This is a genomic window from Nostoc sp. FACHB-110 (assembly GCF_014697425.1).
In the GTDB taxonomy this organism is placed as follows: domain Bacteria; phylum Cyanobacteriota; class Cyanobacteriia; order Cyanobacteriales; family Nostocaceae; genus Nostoc_B.
On the sequence record NZ_JACJRU010000019.1, the window covers coordinates 52519 to 71567 of the forward strand.

Sequence of the window (19049 nt, forward strand, 5' to 3'; positions counted from 1 at the left end):
TGACTAGAGAGGATAATTTTTATCAAAGCTTTCACGAGTCAGGGGTTGTTGCAATTCTACGCCTTCGCCACCTAACACATCTAAAGGTTTGCCGTTTACGTCAATGTAAATTTTGGCTTTGGGGTTAATACTAGAGGCTGTGTAAACAACTTGCCCTACACGACCTATCATTGAGGTACTACCGCCGCCACTGGTAAAGCTATCAGATAAATTGACGTGGACTTCATCACCGTCGATTTTCAAGCCTAGCAGCTTTGTGCCTTTGGGAATGGTGGTGGAGTCTGTACTGTCACTTGGCCCTTCTAATAAAGCCTGGAAAGCTTTTTCTAGGGCTTGGTTAGGCTGATTAGCTGCGACTTCTACTGATTTAGGTACTAAAGCAATATTTTTTTCTTTTGGTTTTAGCCAGTAAACTTGAGCAGTTTGTTCGTTTTGTTGGGTAGTTGATGGCTGTGTGGGCTGATGTTGAATAGTTTGATTGGGGTTAGCTGGGTTAGTTGTAATAGGTGCTTTTTGGGACTGGGTAGTTAACCAAGCTACACCACCACTAACTGCAATCACCGCTGCGGAAACGGCTGCAACTACACTCGAAGATACACGATTAGTTCTTGGTTCATCATTCATATTAAAAACCTTCTTGACTGACTGAGGGCTGAAATAATTTTTATGTGAAGAGCAGCCTGGTTAAGGACGATACTAATAAGTTAAGAGTTTCCCGAGATTTGCTGAAGGACTCGATACATTGAAATAATGCGATCGCTGACACTAAAATAGTCCTTCTTTTATTCTAGAATTTGTACTTTAAATCCGTCATCTATCAAATTCTTTAAATCTCATTGTTTCGTGAGATTTAGGAAATTATTCAGAATTAGGGAACAGGGAACAGAATTTTTCTCTATTACCTGTACCTGTTTGTCTGAGTTTAAAAGTTAAATTTTTTTCAACTGTAAACAACTCTCAAGCTGGTTTATTTGAGCATTTTAGCTGTTAATTTTGTCAGCAGTCAGTACTCAGAAGCCAGAATTTTAAAGCAAAGCAGTATAATTTGACTAAGTTTGCTAGCATTCTGACTCCTGAATTATTATTTAATTTTTACCTTCTATTGCTGCTGTAACCCATTGTTTCAATGTAGTTATAACTTCATCAATGGCAATTTCTTGAGATTGACGAGTTGCTCTTTCTACTACTTCAACTTTGCCGTTAGCGATTGCGCGTCCCGTAACAATTCTATAAGGTATGCCAATTAAATCAGCATCTTTAAATTTAACTCCGGCGCGTTCATCACGGTCATCTAATAATGTTTCAATCCCGGCTTGATTGAGTTCGGTGTAAAGTTTTTCAGCTATTTGTACTTGTTGGGCATCATTAATGTTAGGAATTGTCACAATGGCGTGATAAGGTGCGATCGCTACAGGCCAAATAATCCCATCTTTATCGTAAGATTGCTCAACTGCTGACTGTGCCAAGCGGGAAACACCCACACCATAGCAACCCATCACCAAGGGTTTTTCTTCACCTTGTTCGTTGGTATAAGTTGCACCCAAGGCTTGGGAATATTTTGTGCCTAATTGGAAGATGTGACCGACTTCGATACCTCTAGCGCTAGAGAGAGTTTGTTCGGGGTTGTGCAAGGCGCGATCGCCTGGTCTGGCTTTACGCAAATCTACTATGCTTTCTGGTAGCTTAAATTGCTCATTCCAATTTGCGCCAACGACGTGATAACCAGTTTCATTTGCACCAGTCACAAAGTTTTGTAAATCAACGGCTGTTTTATCTACTAACCGTACAAATTTGGCGTGGACTTGTTTGTTACCTGCAATATATTCATCGCTAATATCTGGTGCAATGTAACCCAAAGGTAGAGATTTCGCCGCCCAGGTTTGTTGTGTTTCTGCACTGGGTACATTTAAGGCGATGACGGCTTTCGCGCCGTAGTTAGCTGCTAACCGCGTCAATTCATTTTGTAATTTAACTTCGTTGACTTCCTGATCTCCACGAATACTTACCAGTACCAACACAGTCACGCCATTATCGTAGACTGTTTGATACAAAACGCTTTTAACTATTTGGGTGGGAGAACATTTGAGGAATGAAGAGAGTTTTTCAATCGTATCTGTTCCTGGTGTTTCCCGCTTTTCATAACTAGTAAACGGTGAAGTTTCCGCATCCGCAGGTAAAGACACAGCTTTTTCGACGTTGGCGGCGTATTTACCATCTTCGGTGTAGAGAACTTCGTCTTCCCCAGCTTCCGCCAACACCATAAATTCGGTAGAACCGGAACCACCAATTGCACCAGAGTCAGCCTCTACAGGACGAAAAGCTAAACCAGCACGCCGCAGCATATTGCTGTAGGCTTGGTACATATCTTGGTAGGTTTTTTTCAGGCTTTCTTCATCGACGTGGAAGGAGTAGCCATCTTTCATGATGAATTCTCGGCCGCGCATTAAACCAAAGCGGGGGCGAATTTCATCACGGAACTTGGTTTGCAGTTGGTAGAGATGTAACGGTAACTGACGATAAGAGCGAATCATATCACGAGCGATCGCTGTAATCACTTCTTCATGAGTCGGCCCTAATCCTAATTGTTGCTCACGGCGATCAATTAGGGAAAACATAATTCCCTCAGCTTTGGTGTAAGTATCCCAACGTCCTGATTCCTTCCACAACTCAGAAGGTTGTAACTGGGGTAACAAACATTCTTGTGCGCCTGTGGCGTTCATTTCTTCCCGCACAATTTGAGAAACCTTTTGCAACACTCGCCACATAAACGGGAGATAAGCATAAATACCGCTACCGATGCGACGAATATACCCTGCACGGAGTAATAACTTATGGCTAGGAATTTCCGCATCAGCAGGATCATCCCTGAGTGTAACGAATAACATTTGTGACAGTCGCATCGTTTAATCCCTTTCCAAATCTTTTAAAGTATGAAGTCTGAAGTATGAAGTATAAAAGTGGTTGGTCAACTAAAGGCTGAAGTATAAAGTATAAAGTCTGAAATTACCCTAGTCATCAAGGTATGGGGTTTGAAATAAGAAAAAATATCTTTCTTCATCCTTGATTCTTTTGCCGATTAATAGTCATTTATCACAAGGCAAGAGGCAGAAGGCTAAAGTCTGAACTTTCAGACTACCCTGCAGGAACGCCAAAGGCAAACATACTTCATACTTCATACTTCACACTTCATACTTCAGGAGAAACTTACCTTGTCAGACGTAATTTATCAAGCGCAGCCACCCCTAGAATTTATTCAGCCAGCATTTAATCCTTTATTTTTGCGAGTTGTTCACACGTTTCTACCTAGTTGGATACAATGGCGAACGGCTATTTCCCAGATAGAAGCAGACAACGTTGAGATTTTGGCGGATCTTTATCGTCAGTTTCAAGGGGGAAAGGTGCGCTTTTTGTTGGCGTTTCGTCATCCTAAAACAGATGATCCTTTTTGTTTGGGTTACTTGTTGTCTCAACTTGTGCCGAAGGTAGCACGAGAACAAGGTATAACATTACAGTCAAGCGTTCATGCTCATTTTATCTACGATCGCGGCATTCCTCTGTGGGCGGGTGAATATGCAGGTTGGGTGGCTTCGCGCTTGGGTGGAACTCCTATCCAGCGCGGTAAGGCTGACTGGACAGGGTTGCGTTCGGCGCGGGATTTGTTCGCCAATGGCAAATTCCCGATGGCTGCTGCGCCAGAAGGTGCGACAAATGGACTATCAGAAATTGTGAGTCCATTAGAACCAGGTATTGCCCAATTAGGCTTTTGGTGTGCGGAAGACTTGCAAAAAGCCGGACGCTCGGAACAGGTTTTAATTGTACCAGTTGGAATTAAATATAGTTATACTGCTGCACCTTGGAGTGCGATCGCGCAATTATTGAGTGATTTAGAAGCGGCTAGTGGTTTGCCTGTAAATGCGGGAAAAACCCATAATATTGCTTCAATGGAGTTACTGTATCCGCGATTGTTAGGTTTAGCAGAGCATTTATTAACTTTGATGGAGCAATTTTACACGCGATTTTATCATCAAAAGTTAGCAGATGCTCAAACTATTGCGGAAATTAAAGATAGAAATGAAGCCTTAGCATTAAGATTACAAGCTTTATTAAATGCAGCTTTACAAATATCTGAGCAGTATTTTAACTTGCAACCCAAAGGCACTTTAACTGACCGTTGTCGGCGCGTAGAACAAGCTGGTTGGAATTATATATTTAGAGAAGATTTTAAGGATATTAAAGCATTATCTTCTGTGGAGATAGCTTTAGGCGATCGCGTTGCAGAAGAAGCGACTGCGAGAATGTGGCACATGAGATTAGTAGAAAGTTTTGTGGCAGTTTCTGGCAATTATATTAAAGAGAAACCATCAGTTGAAAGATTTGCTGAAACCACTTTAATTTTATCGCAGATGATTGCCAAAATCAAAGGTGATAAATCTTTTCAACGTCCGCAATTGGGTAAGCAAAAAGTGAAGATTACTATCGGTCAGCCGCTATCTATATCTGAGCGTTATTCTGCATATAAAGAAAGTCGTTTAGGTGCGAAGCAAGCGGTTAGTAATTTTACGAATGATTTACAACAGGCGATACAAAGTCTGATTTGATGAGGGGAATATTTTTTTCACGCGGAGGCGCGGAGAATTATTGAGTGAGCTTTATTACATCTAAAGGCTCTATTCTAAACAAGCACTAAACTGGCTCTGCACTCATAATTTATTTAAATTTTAAATAAATTACACACTTGGGAATACTTTAGATAAATCTAAAACTAAATCATTGAAGTATGGCAGATTGACTGATTCATTTGGTAGAAATATGAGTTTACGGCGATAACCAAATTTACCTTGTAGATTTTGATAAGGCTCGCTATAACACTCTAAAAAATTATCTACTAAATTAAATATCCAATAATCTGAAATACCCGCTTCGGCATAAACTGATATTTTTTCTTCTTGGTCATATTTCAAAGAAGAATCTGAAATTTCAATTAACAGTAACACATCTGATGGCAGAGGATGTTCTTGTAAATAATCATCAGGACGATTGTGTACAATTACCAAATCTGGTTCTGGTTCACTTCTATTAGACAGAATTATCGGCTCTTGTCCTCTCAGTGTTGCCTTTCCGGCAATTATTTTAAATAATTCTCTAGACAAGCGAGTGTTGCAAACAGAATGCGGTTTACCTTTAGCCGCCATTTGAATAATTTCTCCTTTAATTAGCTCAACTCGGTCATCTTCGGCAAAAAAACCGAGTTCAGCTAAACGGTGATATTCAGCTATGGTAAAACGTTTAGCAGTTACTATGTTCATATTCCTTAAAGGTTAAGATAGTTTATATTTTGTTTTAGAAATATTATTCATTACCAAAATTTACTCTGGTAATTCACCAAACTGTTCTCGATAACGTTGCAAAAGTTGTTCAGCTATTTCTCTTTGCTGTCTTTCTTGTTCAGCGCGAAATCTTTCTTGTTCAGCGCGAAATCTTTCTTGTTCAGCACGAAATCTTTCTTGTTCAGCACGAAATCTTTCTTGTTCTGCACGAAATCTTTCTTGTTCTGCAATTTCTTCTGGAGTAGCAAATCTATTACCTTGTTCGTCAAACCAGTATAGCCACTCTCGTTCCCAACCTTCATGAATACCTTGACTTCTACCAATACCTAAACCTATTTCTGGCAACCATAGTGGTTCACCAAACTGACGCAAATATTCACCTTTCTCTAAACGATATACTTCAAAAGGTTCATGTTTATCGCGGTGATAATAATCAGGATTATAAATTACATAATGCAGTATGCCTAATTGAGCATAGGCGGTCATTTTATTGTCGTATTCTCCTCCATAGGTTTGAGAAACAATTTCTAATACTAATATAGGCACTACATTGTTTTCTTCTAATAAAACGTAACTTAAGCGTCCTTTAGGATCGTTCTTCCGACGTGGTACTCCTATACTTAAGAAACCATCAGGAATTATTGGGGTTCTGCGAATTTGTCTTGTACGATCATAAATGCCCATATCAACACCAAAAAACCAGTCCCAACGGTCTTGCCAAATTAAAGCTAAAATTGCTTTTAATAAGTTGGGAATCAGGTTTTGTAGTTCATTATCCACAGGCGTGTCGTCGGAACAAGGTAACTCTTCTGAAGAGGGTAGATACTCAGGAGTGTTGTAGTCTAGCATGACGACTTGTATAAGAAAGTAATTAAGTGTCCGCTGACTTCATATTAAGACGATACCAGTATCAGCGGTATATGGCAATTATAGCGTGTATACAAGCTATATTCATTTTGGGCGATCGCCTGCAATCTTACTCTGTTCTTCTATAGCTTTTTCTCTGCTCATACTATTCTAAGGAACATAACAAATAGGGGTAAAAGTTTTACCCCTGTATAATAATATGTACATTTGAAAAGAAGCTTAGACTTAAGTTAAGTGGTTTTCTAGGAGTGATGCGATCGCTTCTGGATGAAGTTTTTTATACTTCTTTTTACCAAGCTGCAATACACAGTTAGGTGCGCTGCTACAACGCTTTTGGCAACCTGTGTGTTCTATTTGTACTTTGTCTAACAAACCGCGATCGCACAATGTTTTTTCTAGTTCTGATAATAAACCTTTACCACCTTTTTTTACGCAACCTGATTTTTGACACACCATAATTTTGGCTTGAGGTTGCGGTAGTAATTCTTGATTTGGGTAAGCATCAATTGGTGCAACTTGATGAGCTTTAATTTTAATCTTGCCTGTTTTTGTGTTTACTTTGCTAACACCACAAATGCGAATTTGTTCACCAGGAGCTAAACTACATTGCAACGAACTACGCAAATTTTTTGGTAATTTAATGTACAAATTACCAGAAGGAATTGCTAATTGCAGATATTTTGCTTTTCCTGATTTGATGCCAGCAAAACCTAGGAACTGCCCTTCTAGGTTCAATTCCGATAACCTCAAATATTTGTCACCCATGTTAACTACTTAAAAATTAACTACAAAATAATTAACCCCAAGCTTTTGGGGCGTTGTTGCTCATTGTTCAATCTAGTTTTTTCAACGCAAAGGTGCGCGGAGGTTAGCGCAGAGTTGCGCGGAGGTTTTATCAAGAGTTAGTAAAAAGGAAGAAGGAAAAATTGGTTGTTACCTTTTGCCTTCTCTCTTTACTGTTGACTTGTAATTATTAAGCTAGTCCCTAGTCTCTAGCCTCTCGTTTCAAGCCAAGCGTCTAGCTTCTACAGTTTTAGGTAAATTTGCTAAATCAGGTATTTCGGGAAATTCTAATTCCCAACCGTTGGCTAAGGTAAGAATTTTTCCTGCTTCACCATCTGTTTGTTTAACTACTACTTCTTCTAAATCTTTTTTAGCGACGTAGACTGTTAAATTACCAGCATCATTCATCCGTAGCATTACCTTCATGATTTTCCTCAGCAGATTCTAGTTCTTTTTTGCGACAACCAACAACGATTCCTTTATCTAAGAAATGCACAGCATAAATATAGGAACGTTGTAAAAAAGTGCCTATACTTGCTACGTAGCCAATATCTCCTTTTTTCGCTAAAATCTCACCAATTTCTCTACCGGGAAATGTCCCGTCGTTTTTAATTTGTTTGCGGAGTCTGACTTTTTCGCCAATTTCAAAATCGGGTTCTGACTCTAATTCGTATTCATCGGGCTGCATGAGAATACCTTTGTTCTTTTACTAGGTTCAACAGTTCTTCTGTTGTGAGGCTACGTTTTTTCTTAACTGATTGTTGGCGAACTGCATCTAATACAGATTGGGTTTCTTCTGGGTTGAGAAAAATTCCATGCTGCTGAAGCAAGTTAGATACTAAATGTCTGCCAGAATGTTTACCAACTACTAAACGTCGTTCCCAACCTACTTCTTCTGGTGCAAAGGGTTCGTAGGTGTTGGGGTTTTGAATTACGCCGTGTGCATGAATTCCAGATTCGTGAGCAAAGGTGTTTTCACCGACAATTGCTTTCCAAGGTGGTACGCCAGCACCGGAGGCGGCGGCGACAAGTTGCGATAATTCCAGCAAACGGGGTGTGTTGATACCCATATCTAAGCCATAGATGCGTTTGATGGCCATGACAACTTCTTCTAAAGCGGCGTTACCTGCTCTTTCACCTAAGCCGTTGACGGTGGTGTTTACAGATGAGGCTCCACCTTTAATTCCGGCGAGGGCGTTGGCTGTTGCTAGGCCAAAATCGTTGTGGGTATGGATTTCCACGGGAATTGATAGCCAGGAAACAAGCCGTTTGACTTTTTTATAGGTGGTGAAAGGATCGAGAACTCCTACGGTGTCGCAGAAACGAAATCGAGATGCACCCCATTCTTGAGCATACAAGGCGACATCCAATAAAAAGCTTTCATCGGCTCTAGAAGAATCTTCGCCGCCGACTGCAACCCAAAGACCACGATCGCGCGCATAACTGATACAATCTTTGAGTCTTTGCAGACTTACTCGCCATTGTCCATGAAATTTGGCGGCGATTTGGATACCGGAAACCGGAATCGCAATATGCACTCGCTTCATTCCACAGGCGATGGAAGCTTTAATATCTGATAATACAGCACGGTTCCAAGCAAGGAGGTCGGCTTTTAAACCTAAGTCAGCAATTGCTGAGATAGCGCGGGTTTCTTCTTCACCCATTGCGGGTATGCCAACTTCTAATTCATGGACACCGATAGCATCAAGAAATTTAGCGATCGCAACTTTCTCTTTGAGAGTAAAAGCAACGCCTGCTGCTTGTTCGCCATCGCGTAATGTAGTGTCATTAATTATGATTTCACTCATCTCAAACAGCCTCTTAGGAATTTTTCTTAATATTCTTTCTGGAGCTTTAAATACTTTCCGCAACGCTGATTTAGGGTAAATGCTATAAATTAATACAATTAATATTTTGTCTTCATGATTCTTTAATAATACTCAAGCAAAAACAACGCATCTGTATGGCAGAGAACAAAACGAGAGTATAATTTCAAAACTGTTTTTACTATTGCCAGCTATGTTTTTTTGAAGTAGTAGATTGCCTTGATAGCTATTAACTAGAATCAAATTATTGAAAACAAAAAATCTAGTCAGCAAGCTAGAAATCATAGTGGCATTTCCCAATAATTGCAAGTCATTTCTGCCAAAAAATTTTGCATTGTTATCGCCAGTAAAAACTTGTCTATGCCACTTAGCAAAATGATTGCAGCAGATGGATAGAATTGAGACATAAAAAGCAATTATTCCTCTGTATTGGAAAGGTCGCTCAAGTTGGGTAAGTCGCCCAACTCACTAGCTTAACTTTCCGGAAAATCTCAAATCGAAAATTTGATTATCGCTGGTCATCCAGCCAATCAAAAATCCGTTCAAGCTGTTCTAAGTTAACTAATCCATATTGCCAAAGCAGCATCGGTAATGGTGCATGATCGGATTTACGTTGTCGTAATGCTACATCAATATCTGCATTAGAAAGTTCTATTTCGTTATGTAAAAACTTGATGAACTTTTTTTCATTTGCACGGGAAACCATAATTGAACTGTGAACAAATAAGTAGAGAAAAAAATTAAAGGTTGAAGCGCGATTTAGAAGACTGATTTTATCAGTCAAAAAGAGATTTAAGCGGCTGGTTTTTGGAGATTTGCAGCGTAATCAAAGTATAGGTGAGAGATTTTGAAAAGCATAAATGCTAGAAATAGTAATACTTGAAACTCCAGCATAGTTGCCTTTTACCTCCTGCCTTCTGATTACAAATACCAACAATGTTCAAGCCAATCTACTAATTCTTGACGAGGTGCAAGCAATTGCATGATAGTGCTACGGACTAAAATTGCTTCTAACAAACTGTTGACTTTGACTCGTAAAGAACCGTCCGCAGGGCAAGAACAAGAAATCATTAATTCTTGCAAACGGTGATAAATTTGCCAGCGATCGCTCAGAGGAATCTGCAAAATTTGCTCACCTAATGTCAGGTTTGTCATTTCTCCTGTGAATTACTATTGACGTTTGACTGTTGACCATTAACTATTGACTGTTGAATTTTGATTTGTTGTTCAAGCTGTTCAATTCGAGAAAGTAAGGAACGAATCACAGTGGCTTCGACATCGGGTAGCTTGGCGTGGTCAAGAGGAGACTGATTACTATCTTTGCGAGAGATAATTCGACCAGGAATCCCGACAACTGTGGAATCATTGGGGACATCACGCAAGACAACTGAACCTGCACCCACACGGACGCGATCGCCAATTTGAATATTCCCTAAAATCTTTGCCCCTGAACCAACAACAACATGACTGCCAATAGTTGGGTGGCGTTTACCGCTTTCTTTACCAGTTCCGCCGAGAGTTACGCCTTGGTAAATCAGCGTGTAGTCTCCGACAATTGCAGTTTCACCGATGACAACACCCATTCCATGATCGATAAATACACCTTTACCAATCTCTGCACCTGGATGAATTTCAATCCCGGTTAAAAATCGACCAATATGCGAAATTAGTCGGGGGAAGAAAGCCACACCTCGACGGTGTAACCAGTGGGCGAGACGATGCAAACAAAGCGCGTGCAATCCTGGATAGCAGAATACTACCTCTAGCCAATTGCGTGCAGCAGGGTCGCGTTCAAATATAATCCGAAAATCACTCAACAATGGCTCACAATAAACGCCAGAGAGTAGATTTTTCAGCAGGGATGTATTTGCTGAATCTTTTGGAAGATTCTCGATACTGTCTAGTGACTGTTGCATCTGTACTGCCTGGGTAAAAAAGCCATGTGCTATTTTTATGCTTATAGCAGGCGACTCCCTAGAGGACAGTACACCCCATGTCGGTTGGATTTATTGTATTTATTAAGGTTGTACTCAACAACTTGAAACGCTGATTATCAATAAATTTCCAATTTATTTTGGGGTAGAGGTACTAGTATTTCAGAGTAGAGGTACTAGTATTTCTAGGGTGGGGGTTTTAGAATTGCGGTACTCACTATTAATTGCTTTGCCTGTAAGAATTTGCAGCGATTTAGGCAAGTTATTTTACGATATATTAAGCTGTACTCATTTGCCCGGAAATGGGCTGTAGAGAGGACTACAAGTCAAAATTCTGTATCTCTAGTTACGATTGTAATTTTACGGTTTTGCCACGCAAAAAACCAATTTCTTCAGTTTATTTTAGCTTTTGTTGTCTGTATTTTTAGCTACTAATAAATTTTATTGCAATCAATATCCCCTCGCCTGCGCGGATTAGCACAAAATCAAAACTTCCGTAAGTGCGATCGCTAGCTGATAATCTTTGACTAACTCTTCAACATCAAAGTCTTGGCGATTAGAAATCGCGCGCCATTGAGGGAGTCGGGGAACCCGCCCAACGCAATGGCTTGGCTACACAGACAAAACCCCTGACGCTCCTGCGTCGCTAAAGCTGCGCTAACGGGTTCGCCAGTCGCCTGCGGAGGGAAACCCTACCAAGAGCGCTGGTCTCACCACCTGCGTGGGTTTAAAACCATTGATTTTTCATTTTATTATGCTACTTTTAAAGACTTGCCCAAAGTTTGCGGCTCTGGCAAAGTTTCACCATCTTCTAAAGCTGATTCAATTAGCATTTCTAAAACTTCTTGAGCATTTTTTAAAGCTTCCTCATAAGTATCTCCGTGTGTACAAGGCTGCATTACATTAGTAAACTCAGGCAATGAAACTACATAACATTGGTCTTCATCTGACCATTGAATAATAATTGTGTATTTCATTCTTCAGTGTCCTCGCTTTCTTGTATTTTTTCTAATTCTGCAAGTGCTTCATTAACTTGTTTTTCTAAATAAGCTTTGGCATCGCTACCATCTTTACCAGCGATGATGATAGCTTGAGGTAATAGCGGATGTATCCATTTACTATGACTACCCTTTGCAGGCTTATAAGTAAACCCAGCTTGCAACAATAAACTTTTAAGTTCTCTAATTTTCTTCGGCATAACTTCAGTTTATGTTTACCCTTCCCACCGTTTCAACTGTTTCTGAGCATACTCCCGCACCTTATCATCTGGGTCATTTTCGGCTCTGTCGCGCAACAGTGGTAAAGTCTGGGGATGTCGGGGAAATTGTTTGACAATTATTTCGAGTGCGGTTTGGCGTGGGTTGTTTTCAAAACTATATTCTCGCTTAAAGGGGTCATTAACAGCGCAATTGTAGTAGATATCAAACAACTCAGGTTGATTTTTGAAATATTTGCTCAATGCTTGCACTGCCGCTTGTCGCACATCCCAATTATCATCATTTTGGGTGCGGTTTTTGAGCCAGGAGACAATTGCGGGGTCATGTTTATAGCCACGGGCTAATTCCTGCACTGCTACTCGTCGGATATGCCAATTATCATCATTTTGGGCGCGGTCTTTGAGGATGGCGAGAGTTGCAGGGTCATGTTTGTAGCCACGGGCTAATTCTTGCACCGCTGCTTGTCGCACATCCCAATTACTATCATGAATGGCACGGTCTTTGAGGAAAGTGAGAATTGCGGGGTCATGTTTGTAACCACAGGCTAATTCTTGCACCGCTGCTTGTCGCACATCCCAATTATCATCATTTTGGGCGCGTTCTTTGAGCCACGAGAGAATTTCGGGTTCATGTTTGTAGCCACGGGCTAATTCTTGCACTGCTGCACTTCGCACAGCTAAATTATCATCATTTTGGGCGCGGTCTTTGAGGAAAGCAAGAATTTCGGGGTGATGTTTGTAGCCACGGACTAATTCTTGCACCGCTGCGCTTCGCACATCCCAGTTATCATCGTGAATGGCACAGTCTTTGAAGATGGCGAGAATTTCGGGGTCACGTTTGTAGCCACTGGCTAACTCTTGTACTGCGGCTCTTCGCACATCAGAATTACCATCATGAATGGCGCGGTCTTTGAGGATGGTGAGAATTGCGGAGTCATATTTATAGTCACGGGCTAATTCTTGCACTGCTGCTTGTCGCACATCCCAATTACTATCATGAATGGCACGGTCTTTAAGCCAGGAGAGAATTTCGAGTTCATGTTTGTAGCCACGGGCTAACTCTTGCACTGCTGCTTGTCGTACATCCGAATTACCATCATGAATGGTGCGGTCTTTGAGGATGGCGAGAATTGCGGAGTCATGTTTGTAGCCACGGGCTAATTCTTGCACTGCTGTATATCGCACAGCCGAATGATTATCATGAATGGCGCGGTCTTTGAGGATGGCGAGAACTTCGGGGTGATGTTTGTAGCCACGGGCTAACTCTTGCACTGCTGCTCTTCGCACAGGGTAATCATCATGAATGGCGCGGTCTTTGAGGATGGTGAGAATTGCGGAGTCATGTTTGTAGCCACGGGCTAATTCTTGCACTGCTACATATCGCACAGGGTAATCATCATCATGAATGGCGCGGTCTTTGAGCCAGCCGAGAATTGCGGAGTCATGTTTGTAGCCACGGGCTAATTCTTGTACTGCTATATATCGCACATCCCAATTATTATCATGAATGGCGCGGTCTTTGAGCCAGGTAAGAGTTTGGGGAGATTTTATCCAAGTAGTTGCGATCGCTACAACTGCTTGAGTGCGAATTTCTTGAACTAGCTTAGTTTCTTCTTCATCTTTATAAGGTTCATAATAATACCACAGGTCATACTTAGTTAAGTCTTTGAGTTTGTTCAACAATTCGTCAGCTATTTCTTCAATTTCCTGGCGATTTCTCACTTCTGCTAAACACTTAGCTGCTAAAAAGTAATTGAGAAATTTTTCGCTTTCCCCATCTTGCATCATTAAATATTTAATCACTTCTCCCACAAATTTTGCCTCTATCATCCCAGCGATTAACAGCAAAACTTCATGCCAACTTTCATCTTCCCAATGCTTACCAAAAATTTCTTCCTTTAATACCTCAATACTGAGGGTCTGCGTTTCTTTAAACTGCCACACAAACTCCCAAGCACAGAAATATTCTAAAAAAGTCCGATGCACAAAGGCATAATAATCAGCGCCAAGGAAACATAACATAAAGTTACGAGTCCGCAATTGATTAATCATTACCCTTGCGGCTTGTCTGGGTTGATTAATCTCTAGAGTTCTTAAATATGCAGCCAAAATATTTTCTAATTGACTAGCACTAATCAAATTACCCGCTAAACCTTTATCACTGGTTTGCATACTATAGGCAACTTGACGCAACATTGCCTGTTTATCTTTATAATCAATAGTTTTATTGTCTAGCCGTTCATCTTCTACTAAAGCGCGTTCCACATCCCACTGATGTAGCAATACCCGCGATGCTTGATTATAAAGTTCGGCTCTATCTCTAGGCAATTCCTGATTCCGATTCAGAATTGCCATCATCGTTAACAGCAGAGGATTTCCCGCTAGTTCAGTAATAGCTTTAGAAGTTTCAATTCCTCTTTGTAATCTTTCTCGTTTTCTGACTTTATCCGCTTCATCACTAAAAGTTAACTCATGCCAACGGTGAATAAATTCTTGAATTTGTTCTGAGTTTAAATCTTGCAGCATAAAGTGACGAAACTCAGCATCACGTAATCTTTGCGGTTTATAACCAATTACGCGGGAAGTGACAATCACCTGCACATTAGGATAGTCATTAGTAAAGCGATGAATATCAGTAATCACATCTTCTCGCTTACCAGGGTCAAATACTTCATCTAAACCATCAAACATCACCACAGCGTTACCAGCTTTTAGTTTTTCGTGGAGTTGATGTTGATTTAAGTGAGTAATTGCACCGCTACATTTATGAAAAAATTCGAGAAAGTTCTGACATTCTTTATCGTCACGCCGCCGCATATAAGTGCGTAACTCAATCAGCAACGGAATTGGTAATGAGATAACATTATCTAGTGGTGATTCTGCCCAATTCAAAGTTAAATATTGCAATAATGTAGACTTACCCGAACCAGGATCACCTAATACCACAATATATTTATAAGTCTGTTTGTCATTAACAACATCTAATACAGAAAGTATTGCTTGTTCTAAATAAACCCGTTTGTGATTTTCTAATTCTTCGGCTGCAATTTCCGCCTCAAGTTGGTCACTTTCGCGCAGTCGTTTTAAATGCTCTTTGGGCAATTCATGTACTTGCGGTAAAACTTGATGCACTTCCCGCACATTTTGAGCAATAAACATGCGCCATAACTTCAGTTCGTTATAGGCGTAACCTGTTGTATCTAAACTATCTAACTTTAAATTACCGTAGCTTTCGCGGATATTTTCTTGATATTTATTTAAATCAAAATCAGCAACAACACCAGCAAGTTCTTTAGTATTAATTTCAATATTTGATAATTTTTGTAATTCTAAAATAGAATGTAATTCTTTTGCTTCTAACAGCAATTCTTGAACCTGAGTAAAATACTGCTCGGTTAATGATTGCCAATTAAATTTAGCTGGTAAAGTTTTAAGTTGGAGTTTCTGCCAACTCTCGGCTAAAACTTCGTAACTCAAATCTTCGCAGGTAATATCAAAAGCTTGCCCAAGAGTTTTTTTGACAGATTTATCACTAATAAATTTCTTGATATCCCCGATATATTCTTTAATTTCACCTTCCGGCAGCTTACACCGCACCTTTAACTGCTGCTGCATCAGTTGTAAAAACTCTTTCAACGCCTTACCCGCAGCAATATCAATATCTTCTTTTTTCAGTTTCTCGAAAATCTTACCAGGAATGCCTTTTAATATATCCTTAGCCCAATCTTTCGCCGCATCTTTGGCTAAGTCTTCTAAAATTGGTTTAAAAATCAACTCTGCACCTTTAGCAACTCCCCAGATCAGCAACCAATCTACCATATACCCACATCCGCAGCAATTTTAATTACGAGTATATCTACCAGTTTAAGTAGGCATTGCCTAACTTAGGATAATTTAACCTCAGTTATAGATGTTGGTGAATGACAATATTGTTATAAGTTTTTTAACAGCGATCGCATTAGTATAATCTACTTAAATGAATTAGCTGAAATTGCATCATTGCCATCAAATTAATAATTGAAAATGAACAGACAGCAGCACAGAGGAAATAGAAGCAATGTTTGGGTTAAGTGAGTTCAAGCAAACACGAGTTTATCAAGAAGCTAAACAAGAAGGTCGTGTTGAGGCAAAATTAGAATCTGTCCCTCAATTGTTAGCATTGGGTTTAACTGTGGAACAGATAGCACAGGCTTTAGATTTGGATATTGCCCAAGTTCAGCAAGCAGCAAAGCAGACATCACCAGAGCAGTAAAATATTTTATGGTTCTACAAATACAACCCAGTCAAAAAAAGCCAAATGTCAGTTGGGAAGCACTTCCAGCCGACTTCATTTTACCTGACGACCCAGTGGAAAATATTCAGCAACCCTCTCTCGCCGCAGCACTTACTGATGCTTTAGGTGCTAACGGACGCATCCAACCCCAAATGTTAATAGGTTCTAATTTTGGTCTAGTCGCCACAATTAACAAAAAAATTGTTGTCAAAGCACCTGACTGGTTTTACATCCCGCAAGTGCAACCTGTAGCCGCCGATATCATTCGTCGTAGTTACACCCCCAATTTAGAAGGTGATGCTGTGGCTGTGGTGATGGAATTTCTTTCCGAAACAGAAGGTGGAGAACTATCTATTCGTTCAACGCCACCCTACGGTAAACTTTACTTTTACGAAAAAATTCTCCAGGTTCCAACTTACGTCACTTATGACCCCTACGAACCAAGTCTAGAAGTACGCATCTGGCAAAATGAACAATACACATTGCAAACAGCAGATGCAAATGGACGTTTTTGGATTCCTGAATTAGAGTTATTTCTGGGAATTTGGCAAGGTGAAAGACTCTGCAAAACTATAAATTGGCTCAGGTGGTGGGATAGTGCCGGAAATCTGCTGTTGTGGAGTAGCGAACAAGCCGAACAAGAACGCCAGCGTGCGGAACAAGAACGCCAACGCGCTGAAAGATTAGCAGCTAAGTTACGCGAACTAGGTGTTGACCCTGATGCGATCGCCTGACCAAAATGAAGACAATAATTAGCTATTCACTCTTTGCTGTACACAGGGGAACAGCATTGAAATTCCATGAAACAGCAAAAAAATCAATTTAGCCATCTCACAGCAATAGAAAGAATTTATCTCTCATTCCCCGCACAGTTTTTATTAAATCAAAACCTCCTGCAAGGCCACATCCTCGATTTTGGTTGTGGTCTTGGTAATGATGTGAAATTATTACATCAAAAAGGCTTTGATATCACGGGCTATGACCCTTATTACTTTCCTCAATATCCTGTTGATAAATTTGACACAATCATTTGCTTTTATGTTTTAAATGTCTTGTTTCCTGAAGAACAAGCTAATGTGTTAATGGCAGTAGCACACTTATTAAAACCAGGTGGTAAAGCTTATTTCACTGTCAGAAGAGATATCAAAAAAGAAGGCTTTCGGGAACACTACGTCCATAAAAAGCCTACATATCAATGTAATGTTAAACTTCCCTTTGCTTCAATTTTGGTAGATGAGCGTCGAGAAATCTACCAGTATGTTCATTACAATCGCCAGCGCAATTCCACCAACTACTGTATATTTTGTAATCCCCCCAAAAATCTCAAATTATTAACAGAATCAGCCACAGCCTACGCCATATTTGACGGCTACCCTATCAGTAAAGGTCATATATTAGTCATTCCTAAACGTCATGTCAGCAATTATTTTGAACTCCCATTTAAAGAACAATCAGCTTGTTGGTTAATGGTAAACAAAGTACAAGAAATTCTCAAAGCGGAATTTGCCCCTGATGGCTTTAATATCGGGATGAACATTAACCGCGAAGCCGGTCAAAATATTATGCACGCCAGCATTCATATTATTCCCCGTTACAAAGGTGACAGCAATGGTGCTAAAAGTGGCATCAGAAGTGTCATTCCTAAACAGAAATAAGCAATTAGTTAGAAATTGCGATCGCAATTTTACCAACTGCCCTCTCACTTTCACTATAGGTATGAGCCGCAGCTACTTCTGACAGTGCAAAAGTCCTGTCAATGACGGTGCGAATTTTCCCTTTTTCAATTAAGTCTTTTAAATAAATCAAATCTGGACTATTTGGCTTTTCAATGACTAATTTCGCCTTTTGTCCAGGTAAAAACGTTGTCAAAAAACCCACAACCAATACTTCTGGGGTTGGCAAGGTGGTAACATAAATACCGTTTGGTTTGAGAACTGCTCTACACTCAAACAGCGATCGCTTGGCTACCGCATCAAATATAATGTCGTATTGACTTTTCTCCGCCGTGAAATCTTGTTGGGTATAATCAATCACCCTATCAGCCCCCAAAGATTTCACAAAATCGAGGTTTTTGGTACTACAAACTCCCGTTACCTCTGTCTGCAAAGCCTTGGCAATTTGCACGGCAAATATACCCACACCACCCGCAGCACCATTAACTAAAACTTTCTGTCCAGCCTGGATAGTTCCCAAATCACGTAATGCTTGCAAAGCTGTCAGCGCGGCTAAAGGTACTGTAGCTGCTTCTTCATAACTCAAATTTGTTGGCTTGGGTGCTGCCAAATTTTCCGGAATGGCCGCAAATTCCGCATAAGCACCGCCAGGAAAGCTCGTGCTGCCATAAATCGCATCTCCCACTTGAAAGCGGGTGACTTGCGAACCCACACTCACAACTTCTCCCGCCACATCAAACCCCAAAATTAACGGTAAACTATTGCCAACTAGCAAGCTCAACATTCCCTTGCGAATTTTCCAGTCGATGGGGTTAACACTGCTGGCGTAGACTTTCACCAGTAATTGGTCAGGTTTGATTTGCGGCTGCATCCAGTCTTCATATTGCAAAACATTGGTGCTGCCATAACCGCGAATAATAACTGCCTTCATCGCATTCCTCCTGTGGAAAAAAGAGGCTAGAGATTAGAGGCTAGGGACTAGAAGAAGATTTTACCACCTAATTTATAGGCATGATTGCCTTTGGCAGATGAGCTTAACACTGCTAATTAGCCTACTAACCCCTAACCCCTCCTAATATTGTGACGTAATTAACTTTTTATGCTATCTGTTAAATATGCTTCTATTTGAATATAAAAATATTTTACTTTT

General features: G+C 40.4%; 19 protein-coding genes. 4 read left to right on the forward strand and 15 right to left on the reverse strand.

The genetic code is table 11. The features are described 5' to 3' along the window. Positions 1–3: 3 nt before the first annotated feature. Both H6G69_RS18190 and H6G69_RS18195 read right to left on the reverse strand, forming a co-directional pair. Positions 4–624, reverse strand: coding sequence for a GerMN domain-containing protein (locus tag H6G69_RS18190; RefSeq protein WP_190690226.1), 621 nt, complete (start codon positions 622–624; stop codon positions 4–6). Positions 625–1085: 461 nt separating this feature from the next. Next, entirely contained in the window at positions 1086–2900 is a 1815-nt protein-coding gene (locus H6G69_RS18195) for a proline--tRNA ligase (protein ID WP_190690229.1), read from the reverse strand. A gap of 309 nt (positions 2901–3209) precedes the next feature. On the opposite strand from H6G69_RS18195, the gene H6G69_RS18200 reads away from it, so the two are divergent. After that, positions 3210–4598, forward strand: coding sequence for a 1-acyl-sn-glycerol-3-phosphate acyltransferase (locus H6G69_RS18200; RefSeq protein WP_190690232.1), 1389 nt, complete (start codon positions 3210–3212; stop codon positions 4596–4598). A 129-nt stretch (positions 4599–4727) separates the two neighbouring features. Here the strand turns inward: H6G69_RS18200 and H6G69_RS18205 are convergent, their stop codons facing one another. The 12 genes from H6G69_RS18205 to H6G69_RS18260 all read right to left on the reverse strand — a co-directional run bounded on the left by H6G69_RS18205 (position 4728) and on the right by H6G69_RS18260 (position 15772). Further along, positions 4728–5306: a Uma2 family endonuclease gene (locus H6G69_RS18205; RefSeq protein WP_190690234.1), complete on the reverse strand. Its 579-nt coding sequence runs from the start codon at positions 5304–5306 to the stop codon at positions 4728–4730. Positions 5307–5366: 60 nt separating this feature from the next. Continuing rightward, the gene (locus tag H6G69_RS18210; protein ID WP_190690236.1) at positions 5367–6176 is read right to left on the reverse strand and encodes a Uma2 family endonuclease; all 810 of its coding nucleotides are present in this window, start codon (positions 6174–6176) and stop codon (positions 5367–5369) included. A gap of 243 nt (positions 6177–6419) precedes the next feature. Beyond that, a complete protein-coding gene (locus H6G69_RS18215; protein ID WP_190690239.1) occupies positions 6420–6959 on the reverse strand; it encodes a (2Fe-2S) ferredoxin domain-containing protein in 540 nt (179 codons plus the stop codon). Between the two features lie 240 nt (positions 6960–7199). Further along, positions 7200–7403 carry a putative nitrogen fixation protein NifT gene (nifT, locus tag H6G69_RS18220; protein ID WP_190690242.1) on the reverse strand — a complete coding sequence of 68 codons (204 nt, stop codon included), beginning with the start codon at positions 7401–7403 and terminating at the stop codon, positions 7200–7202. After that, the gene (locus H6G69_RS18225; RefSeq protein ID WP_190588706.1) at positions 7378–7665 is read right to left on the reverse strand and encodes a nitrogen fixation protein NifZ; all 288 of its coding nucleotides are present in this window, start codon (positions 7663–7665) and stop codon (positions 7378–7380) included. The genes nifT and H6G69_RS18225 overlap by 26 nt, the downstream gene beginning before the upstream one ends. Continuing rightward, positions 7652–8785, reverse strand: a complete 1134-nt coding sequence (gene nifV / locus H6G69_RS18230) for a homocitrate synthase (protein ID WP_190690245.1) — start codon at positions 8783–8785, stop codon at positions 7652–7654. Before nifV ends, H6G69_RS18225 begins: the two co-directional genes overlap by 14 nt. Positions 8786–9311: 526 nt before the next feature. Then, complete coding sequence (locus H6G69_RS18235) at positions 9312–9509, reverse strand: DUF2949 domain-containing protein (RefSeq protein WP_190690248.1); 198 nt, start codon at positions 9507–9509, stop codon at positions 9312–9314. Between the two features lie 215 nt (positions 9510–9724). After that, on the reverse strand, positions 9725–9958 hold the full coding sequence (locus tag H6G69_RS18240; RefSeq protein WP_190690250.1) for an Asr1405/Asl0597 family protein: 234 nt from the start codon (positions 9956–9958) through the stop codon (positions 9725–9727). After that, positions 9955–10719: a serine O-acetyltransferase gene (cysE, locus tag H6G69_RS18245; protein ID WP_190690253.1), complete on the reverse strand. Its 765-nt coding sequence runs from the start codon at positions 10717–10719 to the stop codon at positions 9955–9957. Before cysE ends, H6G69_RS18240 begins: the two co-directional genes overlap by 4 nt. A gap of 770 nt (positions 10720–11489) precedes the next feature. Continuing rightward, complete coding sequence (locus tag H6G69_RS18250) at positions 11490–11714, reverse strand: type II toxin-antitoxin system HicB family antitoxin (RefSeq protein ID WP_190589871.1); 225 nt, start codon at positions 11712–11714, stop codon at positions 11490–11492. Further along, positions 11711–11935, reverse strand: coding sequence for a type II toxin-antitoxin system HicA family toxin (locus H6G69_RS18255; RefSeq protein WP_190690255.1), 225 nt, complete (start codon positions 11933–11935; stop codon positions 11711–11713). The genes H6G69_RS18250 and H6G69_RS18255 overlap by 4 nt, the downstream gene beginning before the upstream one ends. A 15-nt stretch (positions 11936–11950) precedes the next feature. Further along, positions 11951–15772, reverse strand: coding sequence for a HEAT repeat domain-containing protein (locus tag H6G69_RS18260; RefSeq protein WP_190690258.1), 3822 nt, complete (start codon positions 15770–15772; stop codon positions 11951–11953). A 238-nt stretch (positions 15773–16010) separates the two neighbouring features. Here H6G69_RS18260 and H6G69_RS18265 point away from each other — a divergent pair, with 238 nt between their 5' ends. The 3 genes from H6G69_RS18265 to H6G69_RS18275 all read left to right on the forward strand — a co-directional run bounded on the left by H6G69_RS18265 (position 16011) and on the right by H6G69_RS18275 (position 17881). After that, positions 16011–16205, forward strand: coding sequence for a hypothetical protein (locus H6G69_RS18265; RefSeq protein ID WP_190690260.1), 195 nt, complete (start codon positions 16011–16013; stop codon positions 16203–16205). 8 nt (positions 16206–16213) lie between these two features. After that, complete coding sequence (locus tag H6G69_RS18270) at positions 16214–16960, forward strand: Uma2 family endonuclease (RefSeq protein WP_190690263.1); 747 nt, start codon at positions 16214–16216, stop codon at positions 16958–16960. A gap of 66 nt (positions 16961–17026) precedes the next feature. Next, positions 17027–17881, forward strand: a complete 855-nt coding sequence (locus H6G69_RS18275) for an HIT family protein (protein ID WP_190690266.1) — start codon at positions 17027–17029, stop codon at positions 17879–17881. Positions 17882–17885: 4 nt separating this feature from the next. Here the strand turns inward: H6G69_RS18275 and H6G69_RS18280 are convergent, their stop codons facing one another. Continuing rightward, a complete protein-coding gene (locus tag H6G69_RS18280) occupies positions 17886–18830 on the reverse strand; it encodes an NAD(P)-dependent alcohol dehydrogenase (protein ID WP_190690269.1) in 945 nt (314 codons plus the stop codon). Positions 18831–19049: the final 219 nt, after the last annotated feature.